Below are 19,266 nucleotides of genomic sequence, written 5' to 3'. Positions count from 1 at the left end.
GAGGCAAAGCAACGGGCCGGGGCGACATGGCGCGCCCCGGCCCGTTTACGGCACCCGCACGGCCGTACGCTGTTCAGACTGACGCGTCCGTATATCGGAATCGGGTCAGCCAAGTTGCCTGCGTGTTAACGCAGTTGCTGCACAAATGTGCTGCTATGCACCCGGGTCCCCATGATCGTCCCTCGCGAAGTGGCAGGCCGAGGCATGCGCGGCGGGTCCCTCCGGATGCCCCGGCCCGGCCGGTAGGGCGAGCGCCGGCACCTCCCGCGCGCATCGCTCCCGCGCCTTCCAGCAACGGGTGCGGAAGCGGCAGCCGGAGGGGATGTCCGTCGGGGACGGGACGTCGCCGGACAGGATGATCCGCTGCCGCCGCTCCCGCGCCCCGGGGTCCGGCACCGGGACCGCCGACAGCAGCGCCTGGGTGTAGGGGTGCGTGGGGTGGTCGTAGATCTCCTCGTCCCGCCCGATCTCCACGATCCGGCCGAGGTACATCACCCCGACCCGGTCCGAGATGTGCCGGACGATCGACAGGTCGTGCGCGATGAAGAGGTACGACAGCTCGAACTCGGCCTGCAGCCGCTCCAGGAGGTTGACGACCTGGGCCTGGACCGAGACGTCCAGGGCGGACACCGGCTCGTCGGCGACGATCACCTCGGGGCGCAGGGCGAGGCCGCGGGCGATGCCGATCCGCTGGCGCTGACCGCCCGAGAACTGGTGCGGGTAGCGGTTGATGTGCTCCGGGTTGAGGCCGACCACGTCCAGCAGCTCCCGGACCCTGCGGCGCCGGTCGCCCTTCGGGGCCGCCTCGGGATGGATCTCGTACGGCTCCCCGACGATGTCGCCGACCGTCATCCGGGGGTTGAGGGAGGTGTACGGGTCCTGGAACACCATCTGGATGTTGCGGCGGACGGCCTTCAGGGCCCTGCCCGACAGCCCGGTGATGTCCTCGCCCTTGTAGCGGATCCTCCCTCGCGTCGGCCGTTCCAGGCTCACCAGCAGCCTCGCGACCGTGGACTTGCCGCAGCCGGACTCCCCCACGATGCCGAGGGTTTCGCCCTTCCCGAGCGCGAAGTCGACGCCGTCGACGGCCTTCACCGAGCCCACCTGCTTGCGGAACAGGACCCCCTGGGTGAGCGGGTAGTGCTTGTGCAGCCCGCTCACCTCGAGGATCGGCTCGGCCGACGGGGCACTAGCCATGCAGACACTCCCTCCAGAAGTGGCAGGCACTCCTGCGGTCCTCGTCCGCCTCGTACAGCGGCGGTACGTCCGTCCGGCACACGTCCTGGGCCCTCACGCAGCGCGGGTGGAAGGCGCAACCGGGCGGGATGTCCATGAGGTTGGGCGGCAGGCCCCTGATGGCGAACAGCTCCCGGCCCTTGCGGTCCAGGCGTGGGACGGAGTCGAGGAGGCCGCGCGTGTACGGGTGTGCGGGGGCCTTGTAGAGGTCGTGGACGGGGGCCGACTCGACGATCCGGCCCGCGTACATCACGGCGATCCGGTCGGCCACGTCGGCGACCACGCCCAGGTCGTGGGTGATGAGGACGAGCCCCATGCGGTACTCCCGCCGTAGCTCGGCGAGGAGGTCCATGACCTGGGCCTGGACGGTCACGTCGAGGGCCGTGGTCGGCTCGTCGGCGATGATCAGCGCCGGTTCCAGGGCGAGCGCCATGGCGATCATGATGCGCTGGCGCATCCCGCCGGAGAACTGGTGCGGGTAGTCCCCGACCCGCTCCCGGGCCGCCGGGATGCGGACGCGGTCCATCAGCTCCACGGCCCTGGCCCGTGCGTCCTTCCTGGACATGCCCCGGTGGACGACGAACATCTCGCCGAGCTGGTCGCCCACGGAGAGCACGGGGTTCAGGGAGGACAGCGCGTCCTGGAAGATCATCGCCATCCCGGCGCCGCGGACCTTCCTGCGCTCGTCCTCCCTCAGCTTCAGCAGGTCCCTGCCCTGGAAGAGGACCTCGCCGCCGGTGATCCTTCCGGGCGGGACGTCGAGAATGCCCATCACCGCCTGGGCGGTGACCGACTTGCCGGACCCGGACTCACCGAGCACCGCGAGCGTCTCCCCCGCGTCGACCGCGAGGCTGACCCCGTTGACGGCCTTGGCGATCCCGTCCCGCGTACGGAACTCCACATGCAGGTCACGCACTTCGAGCAGCATCCGGCCGTCACCTCAGCCTGGGGTCCAGGGCGTCGCGGATCGCGTCGCCGAGCATGATGAACGCCAGCACCGTCAGGGCGAGCGCGCCGGAGGGCCAGAGCAGGGCGTGCGGGGCGTTGCGGACGTAGGGGGAGGCCGCGGAGATGTCGATGCCCCAGGAGACGGTGGGCGGCTTCAGACCGACGCCGAGATAGGACAGGGTCGCCTCCAGCGAGATGTACGTGCCGAGCGCGATGGTCGCGACCACGATCACCGGCGCGACGGCGTTCGGCGCGATGTGGCGGAGCAGGATGCGGGAGTGGGAGGCACCCAGGGCACGGGCGGCCTGGACGTAGTCGTTCTGTTTGGCGGTGATCACGGCGCCGCGGGCGATGCGGGAGATCTGCGGCCAGCCCAGCAGCACCATGAACCCGATGACCGGCCAGACGGTGTCGCTGGTGACCACGGACAGCAGGACCAGGCCGCCCAGGACGACCGGGATCGCGAAGAAGATGTCGGTGATCCGGGACAGGATCGCGTCGCCGGCGCCGCCGAAGAAGCCCGCGAGGCCGCCGAGGACGCTGCCGAGGACGGCCACCCCGAGGGTGGCGAGGACGCCGACCGTGACGGACGTACGGGCGCCGTAGACCGTGCGGGTGTAGACGTCGCAGCCCTGGCCGTCGAAGCCGAAGGGGTGGCCGGGCCGGGAGCCCTCCTGGGCCCTGGCGAGGTCGCACTTGAGGGGGCTCTCCCAAGTGAGGGCCGAGGGCCACAGGGAGACGAACACCAGGAAGAGGATGATCAGGCCGGAGGCGAGGAAGACCGGGTTGCGGCGCAGGTCCCGCCAGGCGTCGGACCAGAGGGAACGGGGCCGGCCCGTGGCCCCCGCACCGGTTCCCGCCACCCCTGCGGTCGCCTTCTCCAGGGGCAGTGCCTCGCTCGCCGCGAAGTCGGCCGCGGCTCCCGCGCCGGTCGCGGCGATGTCGCCCTCGGGCTCCAGTTCAGGCATAGCGGATCCTCGGGTCGAGCACGGCGTACAGGAGGTCGACGAGCAGGTTGGTGAGCAGGAAGACCAGGACGAGGACGGTGACGAAGCCGACCACGGTCTGCGTGTTCTGCCGGAGGATCCCCTGGTACAGCTGGTAGCCGACGCCGTGGATGTTGAAGATGCGCTCCGTGACGATCGCGCCGCCCATCAGGAAGCCGATGTCCGCGCCGATGAAGGTCACCACGGGGATGAGGGAGTTGCGCAGCAGGTGCCGGGTGACGACTCGGCGGTGCGGCAGCCCCTTGGCGACGGCCGTACGGACGTAGTCGGAGCGCCGGTTCTCGGCGATGGAGGTACGGGTGAGGCGGGTGACGTAGGCCAGCGAGACCGAGGCCAGCACCAGGCCGGGCACCAGGAGTTCGTCGAAGCCGGCGGCCGCGGAGACGGAGGGCCTGATCCAGCCCCACTCGACGCCGAGCAGCAGCTGGAGCAGCAGACCGGTGACGAAGGTCGGGACGGAGATCACGACGAGGGTGCCGAGGAGGACGCCGGTGTCGACGGGACGGCCCCGGCGCAGGCCGGTGATCACGCCCAGGGTGATCCCGATGACGATCTCGAAGAGGATCGCGACGACCGTCAGCCGCGCGGTGACCGGGAACGCCGTCGCCATCAGCTCGGTGACCGGCTGGCCGTTGAACGCCGTACCGAAGTCGCCGGTGAAGACGTTCCCCATGTAGGTCAGGTACTGCCGCCAGACGGGCCGGTCGAGGCCGAACTCCTTCTTCAGCTGGGCCGTCGTCGCCGAGTCGCACGCCCGGTCGCCGCACAGGCCGGCGACCGGGTCGCCCAGCACGTTCACCATCAGGAAGATCAGCAGCGTCGCCCCGATGAACACCGGGACCATCTGCAGCAGACGCCGCAGGACGTACCGCCCCACGGCGGGTCAGCCGACCTTGATGTCGGTGTAGACGGGGACGGAGAACGGGTTGAGCCGGACGTCGGAGAGGCGTTCCGCGTAGCCGCCCGTGCCGTTCTGGTACCAGAGCGGGATGGCGGCCATGTCGTCCCGGACGACCTCCTCGGCCTGCTGGAACAGCTCGACGGCCTTCGCGGGGTCGGTCTCGGCGTTGGCCCGGTCGACGAGTCGGTCGAACTTCTCGCTGGACCACTTGCCGTCGTTGGAGGGGGCGTCGGTGTAGTAGAGCGGCTGCAGGAAGTTCTGGATGAGCGGGTAGTCCATCTGCCAGCCGGCCCGGAAGGGGCCGCTCAGCTTCTGCTGGGTCGTCTTGTTGCGGTAGTCGGCGAAGGTGCCGATCGGGCTGCCGACGCAGGCCTTGTCGTCGCCGAGGACGTTGTTGATGGAGTTGCAGACGGCGTCGACCCACTGCTTGTGCGATCCGAAGTCCGCGTTGTAGGTGATCCTCACCTGCCCGCCGGGCAGTCCGCCGCCCTCCTGGATCAGCTCCTTGGCCCGGGCGGGGTCATAGGTGCACCACTGGCCGCACAGCCCTTGCTTGTCACCGCCCTTCAGGCCGAGGACCGGTGACGTCCAGTCCGTGGCCGGGACCCTCGTCTTCTGGTAGATCGTCTCGGTGATCCGGCCGCGGTCGATGGCCATGGACAGCCCCTTGCGGACCTTGTCCATGCCGGCCTTGCCCCACTCCTTGTCGTAGTAGGGGAAGGCGATGGTCTGGATGATGCCGGCGGGCTGGTTGAGGTACCGGCCGCCGAGGTCGCTCGGGGCGTTCTTGAGCTGGGCGGCGGGCACGTCGTCGGTGAGGTCGAGGTTGCCGGCCAGGAGGTCGGTGTAGGCGGTGTTCGGGTCGGTGTAGACCTTCAGGGTCACCCCGCCGTTCTGCGCCTTGTCCGCCCCGGGGTAGCCGGCCCAGCGGACCAGGTTCATCTGCGAGCCCCGGGTGTACGACGCGATCGTGTAGGGCCCGTTGCCGACCGGCTTCTTCAGCCAGGCGTCGTGATCGTCGAAGAACGCCCGCGGCAGGGGCGCGAAGACCGCGTAGCCGAGGGTGTCCGGGAAGGACGAGAACTTCTGGCTGAGCCGCACGGTGAAGGTGCGGTCGTCGACGACCTTCAGTCCGGAGAGGGTGTCGGCGGTCTGGGTGCCCGTCTCCGGGTGCACCTCGGCGTAGCCGTCGATGTACTTGAAGAACTCCGCGGCCTTCTGCCTGTTCCTCAGGCTCGCCCCGTAGTTCCAGGCGTCGACGAACGACCTCGACGTCACCTTCTCGCCGTTGCTGAACGTCCAGCCGTCCTCGAGGGTGATCGTGAAGTTCTGCGAGTCCGGCGTCTCGATGCTCTTCGCCAGCATGTTCTGCGCCTGGGCGGTGTCGGGGTCGTACCGCTTCAGCCCTCGGAAGATCATGTCGAGGACCTTGCCGCCCTGCACCTCGTTGGTGTTGGCCGGCTCCAGCGGGTTCTGCGGGTCTCCCCAGGACGAGCTGAGCACCGCGCCGCCCTCGCCGCCGTCACTCCCCCCGCCCCCGCAGGCCGCCGCCGCGAGCACGGCCACCGCCGCGCATACGGCCCACTTGGCGTGCGTGGCTCCACGCATGGAGTGCCTCCTCTTGACTGCGCCGGACCCAGGGGTGCCTTGATCCTTTACCAGTCAATATCGGCACATGGCGCTTTGCGTGCACTTTCACCCCACCCGTACGGGTTCAAAGGGGTGTCAGGAGGATGACCCCGAACGGCTCGACTGAGCCGTTCGGGGTCGGTGTTCGCACCGATGGGGCATGGGGCGCGGTCAGCGCGGAAGCGCCTTGAAGACCACGTGGACACTGCCGTGCGGCGACATGGAGATCAGCAGGTTCGACGACAGGGCCGCCGCCAGCCGCTCCAGCAGCGGCAGGGTCGGCACCCCGTGGCCGCACTCCGTGCGCGACAGCGCGCCCTGGGTCATGCCCGCCTGGGTGGCGAGGCGTTCCTGGGTGAGCCCCAACTCCAGCCGTCTGGCGCGCACGGCCGCACCGAAGGGCGTCCCGACGCCGGCGCCTCTGTGATCCGCCGCAACCAACAATTCGTCTTGAGCACGCCTTTCATACCGCAAAGCGCATACGGCTCCGCGGTGAGACGCTGATCACTTCATACAGGTGATGCGATAGCGACCTTTCGCACGGAGACGGGCCAATTCAACGCGCCCGCACCTGAGGTGACTTCCCGTCTGCACGCTTTGCCCGCCGACGCTCGGGGCTGTCAATGCATCGAAGTGCATGGGCGTGTTCCGCCACCCCGGCAACCCGTTTGCAGGCTTGTCCGTACGCGGCCAATGCTGACTCCGCGCTCCGGTGAGCGCAGAGTTCCTGAAGGGGGAATCGTTCGTGCTGAGAATCGCAAGTACCGTCGTCTCCACCGCCGTTGTCGCGGGCGGCATCGTGACGGGCGTGGCCGCTCCGGCCTCCGCCGTCTGTCCTCCTGATCCCGGGGGCCTGGGGGAATGCCCGCTCCCGGCGGAGCGGGGCAGGAAGCGTCGAATCGCCACCAGGGCGCTTCGACGCCCCGGCGCACAAGCGATAAGGTCACCGCGGGGCTGAGCGACAACCAAGCGGGCGCCGAACTGCACAACACTCACGTCGCGGCGGGACACGCCGGAGGGGTGACAACCCGTGAGGGTTCGAGTGCCCGTGAACTTCAGCCCACAAGGGCTGGAATCCCTTGGCTTCAGCCACGGGAGGATGTCAAATCACCAACAAGTCCACCGTGAGCGAGGACGCCAACGCGTGGGCCTGGAGTGGAAGTAGCGCGGGCTCAGGGGCCGGCCACCAGCTCGACCTCGAATCCGTCCGTGTTCTCGAGGTAGGCCGCGTAGTGGTCCGGGCCGCCCGCGTGCGGGTATCGCTCCGCGAAGAGCGGCGTCCAGCCGTGGGCCGGCCCGTCGGCCGCCAGCGCGTCGACCTCGGGCCGGCTTCCCGCGTGGAACGCCAGGTGGTTGAGCCCCGGGCGCAGCCGGTCGTGGCCGACGCCCCCGCGCATCGCCGGGGACTCCTCCACGACGACGTAGGCCGTGCCCTGCCGCCAGCTGCGGCCGTGCTCCCACTCCTGGTACGGCTCGTAGCCGAGCCGGCCGAGCAGCCAGCCCCAGGAGCGGGCCGCCCGGGTCAGCTCGGGGACCCACAGCTCGATGTGGTGAAGCATGCTTCCTCCTGGCAACGCACCGGTGCCCGGCACCTCTCGCCGAGGTGCCGGGCACCGGCATGTCGCCGATCAGGTGTCACGCCGCGTGCACGACGTCCTTCTCCTCGGCGAAGTGGCACGCCGACTCATGGGCGGCCGGGGTGTCCTCGCCGCGGAAGCGCTCGGGTACGGCGAGCAGCGGCACCTCGGTCGAGCACTTGTCCTGCGCCTTCCAGCAGCGGGTGCGGAAGCGGCAGCCGGACGGCGGGTTCGCCGGGGACGGCACGTCACCGGTGAGGATGATCCGCTCGCGGCCCTCACGGGCCTCCGGGTCGGGCACCGGGACCGCCGACAGCAGCGCCTGGGTGTAGGGGTGCGTCGGGTGCTCGTAGATCTGCTCGTCGGAGCCGATCTCGGCGATCCTGCCGAGGTACATCACGCCGACCCGGTCCGAGATGTGCCGCACGATGGACAGGTCGTGCGCGATGAAGATGTAGGAGAGGTTGAACTCGTCCTGCAGTCCCTCCATCAGGTTGATGACCTGGGCCTGGACGGACACGTCCAGCGCGGAGACCGGCTCGTCGCAGATGATGACCTCGGGGTTGAGGGCCAGACCGCGCGCGATGCCGATGCGCTGCCGCTGACCGCCCGAGAACTGGTGCGGGTAGCGGTTGATGTACTCCGGGTTGAGACCCACGACGTCCAGGAGTTCCTGCACCTTGCGGCGCCGGTCGCCCTTGGGGGCCACCTCCGGGTGGATGTCGAAGGGCTCGCCGATGATGTCGCCGACCGTCATACGGGGGTTCAGCGAGGTGTACGGGTCCTGGAACACCATCTGGATGTTGCGGCGGACGGCCTTCAGGGCGCGGCCGGACAGCTTGGTGATGTCCTGGCCCTTGTAGAAGATCTCGCCCGCGGTGGCCTGCTCCAGGTTCATCAGGAGCTTGGCGACCGTGGACTTGCCGCAGCCGGACTCGCCCACGATGCCGAGCGTCTCGCCCTGGTACAGGTCGAAGGAGACGCCGTCGACGGCCTTGACCGCGCCGATCTGCTTCTTGAACAGGATGCCCTGGGTGAGCGGGAAGTGCTTCACCAGGTTGCGCACCTGAAGGATCGGTTCGCCGCGGTCCACCGGCGCCTCGATCGCGGCGACCGCCTCCGTCTCGGAGTGGACGTCCGCGGTCTCCACCTCGGAGACGTTCGGCGTGGCCTCCTGCGGCTCGTCGGTCTTGCTGAGCTCAGCCATGGATCGTCTCCTTCCAGAAGTGGCACGCCGAGGCGCGGCCGACCAGTTCGCTGCCGTCCTGTTCGGTCACCGGCTGCAGGGCCGGAACGTCCGTACGGCAGATGTCCTGCGCCTTGGTGCAGCGCGGGTTGAAGGCGCAACCGGTGGGGATGCGCAGCAGGTTGGGCGGCAGACCCTTGATCGCGAACAGCTCCTGGCCCTTCTGGTCCAGGCGCGGGATCGAGTCCAGCAGCCCCCGGGTGTACGGGTGCGCCGGGCGCTTGTAGAGCTCGTGCACCGGGGCGCGCTCCACGATCCGGCCCGCGTACATCACGGCGATCTTGTCCGCGACGTCGGCGACGACGCCGAGGTCGTGGGTGATGAGGATCAGACCCATGTTGTACTCGCGCTGCAGTTCCGCGAGCAGGTCCATGACCTGGGCCTGGACCGTCACGTCGAGAGCCGTGGTGGGCTCGTCGGCGATGATCAGGTCCGGCTCCAGCGCCAGCGCCATGGCGATCATGATGCGCTGGCGCATACCGCCCGAGAACTGGTGCGGGTAGTCGTCGACGCGGGCCGCGGCGGCCGGGATCTTCACCCGGTCCATCAGCTCGATCGCCTTGGCCTTGGCCTCCTTCTTGGAGAGGCCCTGGTGCACCCGGAACATCTCGCCGAGCTGGTAGCCGACGGTCAGGACGGGGTTGAGCGAGCTCAGCGCGTCCTGGAAGATCATGGCGATCCGCTGGCCGCGGATGCGCCGGCGTTCCTCGGCGGACATCTTGAGCATGTCCTGGCCGCGGAAGAGGATCTCGCCCTGCGGGATCCGCGCCGGGGGCATGTCCAGGATGCCCATGACGGCCTGCGCGGTCACCGACTTGCCGGAACCGGACTCGCCGAGCACGGCGAGCGTCTCGCCGGCCTTCACGCTGTAGTTGACGCCGTTGACGGCCTTGACGACACCCTCGCGGGTGACGAACTCGACGTGCAGGTCACGCACTTCGAGCAGCGGGGCGTCCCCGCCGTCGCGGGGCGCCGGAACCGGGGCGACTTCTTCGATGGTGGTCACGTACGCCTCCCTCAGCGCGTCTTCGGGTCAAGGGCGTTGCGGACCGCTTCGCCGAGCATGATGAACGCAAGCACCGTGATGGTGAGCATGATCGACGGGTAGAGCATGATCCACTGGGCGACTCGGATCGAGTTGCCGCCGTCGGAGATGTCGTTGCCCCAGGAGACGCCGTTCAGGCCGAGCCCCAGGAAGGACAGCGTGGCCTCGGAGCCGATGTAGACGCCGAGCGAGATGGTCGCGACGACGATCACGGGGGCCATTGTGTTCGGCAGGATGTGCCGGAACAGGATCCGCGTGGTGCTCGCGCCGAGCGCCTTGGCCGCCTGGACGTAGTCGGACTGCTTGGTGGTGATCACCGCGCCGCGCATCACACGGGCCAGCTGGGTCCAGCCGAAGAAGCCCAGGGCGCCGATGACGACCCAGGCCGTGCGCTCCGGGAAGGAGTTGAGGACGACCATGGTGCCCAGCAGGAACGGGATACCGAAGAACACGTCCACGAGCCGGGACAGGATGGAGTCGACGATCCCGCCGAAGTAGCCGGCGATCATGCCGACCAGACCGCCCACGACCGTCACGACGATCGTGGTGCCGAAGCCGACGGCTATGGAGGCCCGGGCGCCGTAGATGAGCCGGGCGTAGACACTGCGGCCCTGCGCGTCGTAGCCCAGCCAGTCGGGCGAGAACACCTTCCCGAGCTGCGGCTTCTGCAGGTAGTGCTTGGACAGGTCGCCGTAGGTCGGGTTGGCGCTGGTGAACCAGCCGGGGAAGAACGTGATCGTCAGCAGCAGCAGGATCAGCACCGCCGAGATGATGAAGATCTTGTTGCGGCGCAGGTCCTGCCAGGCGTCGCCCCACAGGCTGCGGACCTTCTCGGCCTTGACCGGAGCTCCGGCAGGGGCGGCGGTGGCCACGGCGTCCGGTGCGGCGGTGGCGGTGTCGGATTTGGTCATGTCAGGCATAGCGAATCCTCGGGTCAAGGACCGCGTAGAGCAGGTCGACAAGGAGGCTGGCGACGAGGTAGACGAGGACGAGGATGGTCACCAGGCCCACGAGGGTGGTGCCTTCCCGGCGGACGATCGACTGGTAGATCGTGCCACCGATGCCCTGGATGTTGAAGATGCCCTCGGTGACGACCGCACCGCCGAGCAGGGCGCCGATGTCAGTGCCCAGGTAGGTGACGACCGGGATCAGCGAGTTGCGCATGAGGTGGACACCGACCACCCGACGGCGGGGCAGGCCCTTGGCGATGGCCGTGCGGACGTAGTCGGCGCGCATGTTCTCCGCGATCGACGTACGGGTCAGCCGGGACACATAGGCGAGTGACGCCGTGGCCAGCACAATCGCAGGCATCAGCAACTGACCGTAGTTCGTCGGGTCGTTGACGTTCGGTTCCAGCCACTTGAGCTCGTCGGCGAAGATCCACTTGAGGATGAAGCCGAGGACGAAGACCGGGACCGAGATCAGCAGCAGGGTGACCAGCAGGACCGAGGTGTCGGCGGCGCGTCCGGCGCGCAGGCCCGCGAAGACGCCGAGGCCGATGCCGAGGACGAGCTCGATGACGAAGGCGAAGCCGCCCAGCCGCAGGGTGACCGGGAAGGCGTCGCCGAGGACGTCGGTCACGGGCCGGCCGCTGGCGATCTGCGTGCCGAAGTCGGCGTGCAGCAGGATGCCCTTCATGTAGTCGAAGTACTGCACGAAGATGTTCTTATCCAGGCCGTACTCGTGCCTCAGCGCGGCAATCACCTGTGGGCTGCCGCCCTTGTCCCCGAACAGCCCTCGGACGGGGTCACCGGGCAGGGCGTAGACCATGAGGAAGATAAGCAGGGTGGTCCCGAAGAAGACCGGGATCATCTGGAGCAGTCGTCGTGCGACGTAGCGCCCCATCGTGCCTCCATAAAAAAGTCACAGCGGCAGCAGGCGGGCCCTTTCCCCGCGCACCGTCTCGCGATGCGTGTGGAAAGGGCCCCCCGGCCGCTGCCGTGCCCGGGGCGCGGCGTGCGCGCCCCGGGCTACGGGCTGTCTGCGGTTACTTCTTGACCTGGACGCCGGTCAGGATCGGGTCGCCGTCCTGGCCGAACTTGACGCCCGAGACCTTCTCCGAGTAGCCCGCGTTGACCTTGTAGTACCAGAGCGGAATGCTCGGCATGTAGTTGACGAGCTGCTTCTCGACCTCCTGGTACTTCTTCACCGAGTCGTCCAGCGTGGTGGCGCTGTCGGCGGCGGCGATGTCCGCGTCGATCGTCTTGTTGGAGAAGCCGCTCTGGTTGCCGGACGACTTGGTGCCGTACAGGTCACGGAGGAAGTTGGCGTTCACCGGGTAGTCCAGCACCCAGCCCGAGCGGTACAGGGACTTGACCTCCTTCGCGTCACGCGCGTCGAGGTCGGCCTGGAAGTCGGCCTTCGGGTCGGTGGCGCACTTCACACCGGTGGCGTTGGTGATGGAGTTGCAGACCGCCTCCACCCACTCCTTGTGACCGCCGTCGGTGTTGTACTGGATGGTGATCGCGTTGCCGGGAACGCCGCCACCCTCCTTGATGAGCGCCTTGGCCTTGGTCGGGTCGTACTTGGTGACGTCACCCGCGACGTCCGGCTGGTAGCCGAGGACGCCCTTGGCGACCCAGCCGGTGGCCGGCTCACGGGTGCCCTGGAGCACGGTCTTGGTGATGGTGTCGCGGTCGATCGCCATCGACAGGCCCTGGAGGACCTTCGGGTCGATGTCCTTCCACTGCTTGGTGTAGAAGGCGGGGGTGATCATCTGGATGGCGGAGTACGCCTGGTCCACGGCGCGGTCGCCGAGGTCCTGCTTGTAGACCGGCAGGTCCTTCGGGGCGATCTGGGTGATGACGTCGAGGTTGCCGGACTTCAGGTCCTCGTACGCGGTCTCCGGGGTGGAGTAGTTCTTGAAGACCACGCCGCCGTTCTTCGCGGCGTTCGAGCCCTTGTAGCCGGCGTACTTCTTGACCGTGATGGCCTTCTTGTGGTCCCAGCTGACGAACTGGTAGGGGCCGTTGCCGACCGGCTTCTCGCCGGCGGCCTTCGGGTCCTTGTAGAAGGAGTCGGGCAGCGGCGAGAAGGCCTGGTAGCCGAGCTTGTACTCGTAGTACGGGATCGCCGTGGTCAGCTCGATGGTGAAGGTGGTGTCGTCGACGACCTTCAGACCGGAGAGCTCGGTGGCCGTGGCCTTGCCCTTCTCCGGAGCGACCTTGTCGTAGCCCGCGATGTCGGAGAACCAGAAGCTGTTGGTCTGCTTGTTGTCCGGGTTCGCGGCCCAGTTCCAGGCCTTGACGTAGGACTCGGCGGTGACCGGGGTGCCGTCGTGGAACTTCCAGCCCGCCTTCAGCTTGACCGTCCAGGTCTTGCTGTCCGTGGTCTTGATCGAGTCGGCGTTCATGTAGACGATCTTGCCGCTGTCGTCATAGTCGACCAGACCGGTGAACAGCGAGTTGATCACGATGCTGCCGTAGGACTCCATCGTGTTGGCGGGCTGCAGGGGGTTCTGCGGCTCACCCGACTCGACCGTGAACGTGCCGTTCGGGTCGACGGCGGCCTTGCTGTCGCCCTTGCTGTCGTCGTCGCCACCACCACAGGCGGTCGCTCCCAGTGCCACCACCGCGGCTATCGCGACCCACTTGGCACTCCTCGCACCGCGCATGGGTTCCTCCTCAAGAATCCATAGGTTCAGCGCAGGGGCAGCACACGACTCAACACCGTTGCCAGTGCCTGAAAATGATCGGTGCCGCCAGCGCTCGCGAGCCTGCGCCGCCTGTCGGCGCGTGACCCGTCCATCCGAGCTCTACGCGCCTAACTATCTGCCATGAGCGAAGGCCGAACCACACCACCGAGGTCTCGGTTCGATCACACCTTGCGGCTACTTCTTCCAAAATCCGGACAAAGGGATAGAGGGAAGATCCCTGCGAAACGGACTTGTTACACATCTATCGACGATGAGTGTCCGCATTCCGGACGCGAGGGAGAGAAAAATCAGTTGCGGCTACCGTGGCCGCTGTGCAAGGGGGTCGACTCGTCATGTCCGCCGCCAACGACCTTTGGCCGTACGGTCGTTCGGTCGTTCGTCGACACCGCACCCGCAGGCGCACAATGCGCACTCACCCGAGGCTAGTACCGAACGGCCCCCGGTGGGCGGTTCCGGGCGGGATCAAAGGGTTATCCCTATGTCCTCGCCGAGTAAAAACTGTGTTCACGCGCCTGCTTGTCCAGTGACTCCGCGTGAACGAAGTGAGCCAGGCCCCGCCACGCGGGACCTGGCTCTCCTCACTTCGGGACCCGTCAGCCGTGCTTGGCGCGGCTCGCGGCGCGGGCGCGCTCGCGGGCGTCCAGGTTCACCTTGCGGATGCGGACGGCCTCCGGGGTCACCTCGACGCACTCGTCGTCACGGCAGAACTCCAGCGACTGCTCCAGCGACAGCTTGCGCGGCGGGACGATCGACTCGGCCACGTCGGCGGTCGAGGACCGCATGTTGGTGAGCTTCTTCTCCTTGGTGATGTTGACGTCCATGTCGTCGGAGCGGGAGTTCTCGCCGACGATCATGCCCTCGTACACCTCGGTGCCGGGCTCGGTGAACAGCACACCGCGCTCCTGGAGGTTCGTCATCGCGAAGGCGGTGACGGCACCGGCGCGGTCGGCGACCAGGGAGCCGTTGTTGCGGGTCTGCAGGGCGCCGAACCAGGGCTCGTGGCCCTCGTGGATGGAGTGCCCGATGCCCGTGCCGCGGGTCTGGGTCAGGAACTCGGTCCGGAAGCCGATGAGACCGCGCGAGGGCACCACGAACTCCATGCGCACCCAGCCGGAGCCGTGGTTGGACATGTTGTCCATCCGGCCCTTGCGGACACCCATCAGCTGGGTGACGGCGCCCATGTGCTCCTCGGGCACGTCGATCGTCATGCGCTCGACCGGCTCGTAGACCTTGCCGTCGACGTCCTTGGTGACGACCTGGGGCTTGCCGATGGTGAGCTCGAAGCCCTCACGGCGCATCTGCTCGACCAGGATGGCCAGCGCCAGCTCACCGCGGCCCTGCACCTCCCAGGCGTCGGGGCGCTCGGTGTCCAGGACGCGGAGGCTGACGTTACCGACCAGCTCGCGGTCCAGACGGTCCTTCACCTGACGGGCGGTGACCTTGCGGTCCTTGACGGCCGCCTTGTTGTCGGCGCCCTTGCCGGTGCCGCCGCGGCCGACCAGCGGGGAGGTGTTGGTGCCGATGACCATGGAGATCGCGGGCTCGTCGACCGTGATGAGCGGCAGCGGGACCGGGTTCTCGGTGTCGGCGAGGGTCTCGCCGATCATGATGTCCGGGATACCGGCGACGGCGCAGATGTCACCCGGGCCGGCCTTCTCGGCGGGCCTGCGGGTGAGCGCCTCGGTCATCATCAGCTCGGAGATGCGCACGTTGGTGACGGAGCCGTCGCGCTTCATCCAGGCGACGGTCTGCCCCTTCTTCAGCTCGCCCTGGTGGACGCGGAGCAGCGCGATACGGCCGAGGAAGTTGTCGGCGTCCAGGTTGGTGACGTGCGCCTGGAGCGGGGCTTCCGCGTCGTAGGTCGGGGCCGGGATGTGCTGCAGGATCGTGGAGAAGAAGGGCTCCAGGCTGGTGGAGTCCTCCGGCACGGTCCCGTCGGCCGGCTTGGTCAGCGAGGCGATGCCGTCGCGGCCGCAGGCGTAGACGATCGGGAACTCGATCTGCTCCTCGTCGGCGTCCAGGTCGAGGAAGAGGTCGTAGGTCTCGTTGACGACCTCGTCGATCCGGGCGTCGGGCCGGTCCGTCTTGTTGATGCAGAGGATGATCGGCAGCCGGGCCTGGAGGGCCTTGCGCAGCACGAAGCGGGTCTGCGGGAGCGGGCCCTCGGAGGCGTCCACCAGCAGCACGACACCGTCGACCATCGACAGACCGCGCTCGACCTCGCCGCCGAAGTCGGCGTGGCCGGGGGTGTCGATGATGTTGATCGTGATCGGGTCCCCGCCGTCCTTGGGGTGGTACTTCACCGCCGTGTTCTTGGCGAGGATCGTGATGCCCTTCTCACGCTCCAGGTCGTTCGAGTCCATCATGCGGTCGTCGACGGAGTCGAGCTGGTGGGCGGCGAAGGCGCCGGCCTGCTTCAGCATGCCGTCGACGATGGTCGTCTTGCCGTGGTCGACGTGGGCGACGATGGCTACGTTGCGAATGTCGTGGCGCGTGGCCATAAAGCGGCGTTCTCCCGGAGTGTGAGGACCGGCCCTGCTGCGTACGTCTGTGTTACGCGGGCCCTGCCGGGCTTGACACGCCACGGCCTCACCCCATGGTACGTGGCCGAGCGGGGAGCGGCCCCCGCAGGGCGCCGACGCACCCCGCTCGGCCGGGTCCCCCACGCGGCTCAGGCACCCTTCGTGGCGGCCGAACCCGGGTCGCAGACCAGCAGGGCGGCGGACCGGGCGAGGGCCGTGTCACCAGGGTCGCCGTCGATGGAGTGGTCGCAGTCGATGATCCCGGAGCCGTCGATCTTCCAGCCCACCGCGTGGCCGAGCACGTCCGTGCCGTCCGCGCAGGAGTAGCGGAAGTCACCCGCCACCTCGACCGTGTAGGCGTACTGGACGAAGCGGCCGGCGCCGTCGACCGCGTTCGTGCCGCCCGGGTTGAGGTCGGGCGCCTTCCGGTTCACGTCGGCGAAGGCGTCCTTCGAGTCGTCCTCGGCGGCCGTGGCGGCGTCGGACTGGATCAGACCGGTCTTCTTGCCCAACGAGAACAGCACCTCGGCAAAGGACAGGGCCGGGCCCGAGGCCTCGACCGACTGGTGCGGGGTGTACACCCGGGTCAGCCGGTACGTCAGCCTGCCGCCGCCCTTGCCGAGCCGCTCCGGCTCGGTGATCCCCGTGAGCCGCTTCGTCTGTCCGATGCCGGTCCAGGTGTACGTGCCGTTCGTGCACGCCCGCTTCCCGGTCGCCGGGCTCGCCGACGCCACCTTGGCGCCGGAGGTCGCCTTGCCCCCGCCGTCGTCGTCCGGTCCCCCGGTGCAGGCCGTCAGGCCCGCCGCCAGCGCCACCGCGGCCACCCCCGCGGCCCAGGACCGCCCCGTGATTCCCCTCATGTACCGCTCCCCCGTCGTGTGCCTGCCGCCTCATCGTGCGGTCACGGAGGCGGCCGCGGCAAGCGTCGGAGCGATCATCCGATCATGCTGTGACCAGCTTGTTTCACTCGCTCGACGACGGGCTCGGGGGCAGCTGGCTGCCCTTCTTCAGAAAGCCCATGTCCTCGTAGACGGGGGTCTGGAAGCCGAAGGAGCCGGCGTTGACGACGTTCTTCCTGACGGCCGTGAGCTGGGGGCGCTGATAGAGGGGGATCGAGGCGGCCGCCGCCCAGATGCGGGAGTCGGCCTTGCGGATCAGTGAGCGCTCCTCGTCGGCGTCCAGGGTGGTGATGGCCTGGTCGAAGAGCTGGTCGACCTGGTCGGTGCCGACGCGGGTGTAGTTCTGCTCGACGCTGAGCGAGCCGTCGGCGGCCGGTACCGGCTTGGCGTAGATCGGGCGGGCGTCGGTGGCCGGGAACGCGGTCGCGGGCCAGGAGTAGAGGGCGAGGTCGTACTGGCCGGAGGCGATGTGGTCCTTGAAGTAGCTCTCGTCCGTGACCTTGACGGTCTCCGTGCTGATGCCGACCTTCTGCAGCATGCGTGTGATCCGTGCGGCGACCGTGCGCAGCGGCTCCGAGCCCGGCCCGGACGGCAGCACGAACCGCAGCGACAACGCCTTGCCGTCCTTGGCCAGCGCCCCGGCGGCGGCACCGGCCGGAGCCCTGGTGCCCTTGGGGGCGTAGGCGCCGGGGGCACCGCCCTGGCGCCGGTGCCGGTACTGCGTACCCTCCTGCGCGAGCTGCCGCCCCGAGTCCTCGCCCTTCTTCCCGTCCGACTCCGCCGCCGTCCGCCCGTCCGACTCCGCCCGCCTCTTCCCGTCCGACCCCGCCGCCGTCCGCCCGTCCGACCCCGCCGCCGTCCGCCCGTCCGACCCCGCCCGCCTCTTCCCGTCCGACCCCGCCGCCGTCCGCCCGTCCGACTCCGCCCGCCTCTTCCCGTCCGACCCCGCCGCTGTCCGCCCGTCCGACCCCGCCGCCGTCCGCCCGTCCGACTCCGCCCGCTTCCCGTCCGCCCCCCTCGCCGTCTTCTCTTCCGACTCCCTCGCCGTCTTCCCGTCCGCCCCCCTCGCCGTCTTCTCTCCCGCCCCCGCCCGCGCCTTGTCGTCCTCCCCCTCCCCCACGATGTACGCGCCGTCGGAGCCGCCTTCCGACTCCGTCTCGCCGTCCGCGTTCTTCTCTCCCTCGGCCTCGGACTTCCGTCCCTTCGATCCGGCCGCCTTCTCGCCCTTCTTCTCCTCGACGGGCCCTCCGGCCACCCACCCGGCGTCCGCGAGCAGCGCCTGTGCCTCGGCCGTGTCCTGGCCGCCGAGGGCGCCGCTGTTGTCGGCGTACGCCTCCTGGCCGGACAGGGCGAGGTGGCTGCCGACCGGTACCGCGGGCAGGCCCAGCGGCTTGAGCACCAGCTCGGCCAGTTCCTTGCGGTCCAGGGCCCGGGCCACGGCCCGCCGTACCCGCTCGTCGGCCAGCGGTCCGTCCGCGCCGTTGAGCGCCAGCTGGGTGTACGCCGGTTCCAGGGAGCGCCGTACCTCGAAGTCGCGCAGTGCCTTCTGCTGCTTCTCCCACCTGGCGATCGCCTTGCGCAGCTTCTTGCGGGCGCGGGTCTCGTGCCGTGCCGTCTCCTGGTCGGAGCCGTGCGCGAGGGCCCAGGAGCGCAGGGCCTTCGCGGCGGTGCGTCCGGCGCCGGGTCCGGACAGCGGTCCGGCCGCCGATCCGTTCGCGGCGCCGTCGATGCGCTGCGCGTCGGTGGGGTCGATCTCGGCCAGTTCGATCTTCCCGGCGGCCAGCGCGGCGGCCCGGTCCTCGCGGGGCACGGCCTGCAGCACGAGCTCGGAGAGCTTCGCCGGCTCCCCCCACCAGCGCGGGTTGCGGGCGAGCCGTACCTGCCCGTTCTTGCGGTCGACCTCCTTCACCAGGAACGGACCGGCGGTCACCTTCAGCGTGCGCCGCGCCCCGTCGTTGAACGAGGTGGGCGTGCCCATGACCTCCTTGGGGTACAGCGGCGAGAACAGCGACTGCCAGTCGGAGTAGGGCCGCTCGAAGGTGACCCGGACCTCCAGGTCGTTGTCGCCGCGCTCGATCTTCTCGATGCGGTCGTAGCCCGCGTTGCGCGCGGTCCAGTAGGCGCTGTCCTTGCCGGACAGGGCGCGCCACTGCGCGGCGAAGTCGGCGGCGCCGATCTCCCGGCCGTCGCTCCACACCGCCTGCTGGTTCAGCTTGTACAGCACGACCTGCTTGGGCTCGGTGTCGACGACCTTCGCGGACTCCAGATAGTCGGCGTTGCGCCGGGCCCGCCCGTTGACGTCGAGCCGGTACATCGACGGCAGGACGGCCTGGGCGACCCGGGTGGTCGCGGCGTCGGCGTCCGACTGGAAGGTGTTGAAGGTCTCCGGCACCGCGTCCACCGCCCAGTGGAGCGTGCCCCCGTCGGCGACCAGGGCGCGGGCGGCCGGGGCGATGTCCTGGTGGGCCAGCGGCTTGCCCGCCTCGTCGTCGGAGCCGCAGCCGCTCAACAGGGTCACCGTGAGGGCGCCCGCGGCGAGAAAGGCGACCGAGCGCATGACCGAGCGCAGCCCGACGCCGTCGTAGGGCATCGACATCTTTG

At 69.0% G+C, this 19,266-nt stretch carries 15 protein-coding genes; all 15 read right to left on the bottom strand.

The window, feature by feature from the left end:
- Window positions 1-153: 153 nt before the first annotated feature.
- The 15 genes from ACIRF9_RS28690 to ACIRF9_RS28620 all read right to left on the bottom strand — a co-directional run bounded on the left by ACIRF9_RS28690 (window position 154) and on the right by ACIRF9_RS28620 (window position 19,255).
- Window positions 154-1,197 (bottom strand): ABC transporter ATP-binding protein, encoded by a 1,044-nt coding sequence (locus tag ACIRF9_RS28690; RefSeq protein ID WP_403827883.1) that lies wholly within the window; start codon window positions 1,195-1,197, stop codon window positions 154-156.
- Window positions 1,190-2,164 (bottom strand): ABC transporter ATP-binding protein, encoded by a 975-nt coding sequence (locus ACIRF9_RS28685; protein ID WP_403827881.1) that lies wholly within the window; start codon window positions 2,162-2,164, stop codon window positions 1,190-1,192. The genes ACIRF9_RS28690 and ACIRF9_RS28685 overlap by 8 nt, the downstream gene beginning before the upstream one ends.
- 7 nt (window positions 2,165-2,171) lie before the next feature.
- A complete protein-coding gene (locus tag ACIRF9_RS28680; RefSeq protein ID WP_403827879.1) occupies window positions 2,172-3,152 on the bottom strand; it encodes an ABC transporter permease in 981 nt (326 codons plus the stop codon).
- The gene (locus ACIRF9_RS28675) at window positions 3,145-4,068 is read right to left on the bottom strand and encodes an ABC transporter permease (protein ID WP_403827877.1); all 924 of its coding nucleotides are present in this window, start codon (window positions 4,066-4,068) and stop codon (window positions 3,145-3,147) included. Before ACIRF9_RS28675 ends, ACIRF9_RS28680 begins: the two co-directional genes overlap by 8 nt.
- 6 nt (window positions 4,069-4,074) lie before the next feature.
- The gene (locus ACIRF9_RS28670) at window positions 4,075-5,700 is read right to left on the bottom strand and encodes an ABC transporter substrate-binding protein (RefSeq protein WP_403827875.1); all 1,626 of its coding nucleotides are present in this window, start codon (window positions 5,698-5,700) and stop codon (window positions 4,075-4,077) included.
- A 192-nt stretch (window positions 5,701-5,892) separates the two neighbouring features.
- Window positions 5,893-6,108, bottom strand: coding sequence for a helix-turn-helix domain-containing protein (locus ACIRF9_RS28665; RefSeq protein WP_403827873.1), 216 nt, complete (start codon window positions 6,106-6,108; stop codon window positions 5,893-5,895).
- Window positions 6,109-6,893: 785 nt separating this feature from the next.
- Window positions 6,894-7,280: a VOC family protein gene (locus tag ACIRF9_RS28660; RefSeq protein WP_403827871.1), complete on the bottom strand. Its 387-nt coding sequence runs from the start codon at window positions 7,278-7,280 to the stop codon at window positions 6,894-6,896.
- Between the two features lie 76 nt (window positions 7,281-7,356).
- Window positions 7,357-8,505, bottom strand: a complete 1,149-nt coding sequence (locus ACIRF9_RS28655; protein ID WP_403827870.1) for an ABC transporter ATP-binding protein — start codon at window positions 8,503-8,505, stop codon at window positions 7,357-7,359.
- Window positions 8,498-9,550: an ABC transporter ATP-binding protein gene (locus ACIRF9_RS28650; RefSeq protein WP_403827868.1), complete on the bottom strand. Its 1,053-nt coding sequence runs from the start codon at window positions 9,548-9,550 to the stop codon at window positions 8,498-8,500. The genes ACIRF9_RS28655 and ACIRF9_RS28650 overlap by 8 nt, the downstream gene beginning before the upstream one ends.
- An 11-nt stretch (window positions 9,551-9,561) precedes the next feature.
- Window positions 9,562-10,509, bottom strand: coding sequence for an ABC transporter permease (locus ACIRF9_RS28645; RefSeq protein WP_403827866.1), 948 nt, complete (start codon window positions 10,507-10,509; stop codon window positions 9,562-9,564).
- Window positions 10,502-11,434, bottom strand: coding sequence for an ABC transporter permease (locus ACIRF9_RS28640; RefSeq protein ID WP_403827864.1), 933 nt, complete (start codon window positions 11,432-11,434; stop codon window positions 10,502-10,504). Before ACIRF9_RS28640 ends, ACIRF9_RS28645 begins: the two co-directional genes overlap by 8 nt.
- Before the next feature lie 142 nt (window positions 11,435-11,576).
- Window positions 11,577-13,202, bottom strand: a complete 1,626-nt coding sequence (locus ACIRF9_RS28635; protein WP_403827863.1) for an ABC transporter substrate-binding protein — start codon at window positions 13,200-13,202, stop codon at window positions 11,577-11,579.
- A 635-nt stretch (window positions 13,203-13,837) separates the two neighbouring features.
- Entirely contained in the window at window positions 13,838-15,745 is a 1,908-nt protein-coding gene (gene typA / locus ACIRF9_RS28630) for a translational GTPase TypA (protein ID WP_403827861.1), read from the bottom strand.
- A gap of 170 nt (window positions 15,746-15,915) precedes the next feature.
- Window positions 15,916-16,626: a hypothetical protein gene (locus ACIRF9_RS28625; protein ID WP_403827859.1), complete on the bottom strand. Its 711-nt coding sequence runs from the start codon at window positions 16,624-16,626 to the stop codon at window positions 15,916-15,918.
- Between the two features lie 103 nt (window positions 16,627-16,729).
- The gene (locus ACIRF9_RS28620) at window positions 16,730-19,255 is read right to left on the bottom strand and encodes an ABC transporter substrate-binding protein (RefSeq protein ID WP_403828241.1); all 2,526 of its coding nucleotides are present in this window, start codon (window positions 19,253-19,255) and stop codon (window positions 16,730-16,732) included.
- Window positions 19,256-19,266: the final 11 nt, after the last annotated feature.

The organism is Streptomyces sp. NPDC096132 (genome assembly GCF_044763345.1).
Lineage (GTDB): Bacteria > Actinomycetota > Actinomycetes > Streptomycetales > Streptomycetaceae > Streptomyces.
The sequence above is the reverse complement of the archived record's forward strand: the minus strand, read 5'-3'. Positions and strand labels throughout refer to the sequence as shown.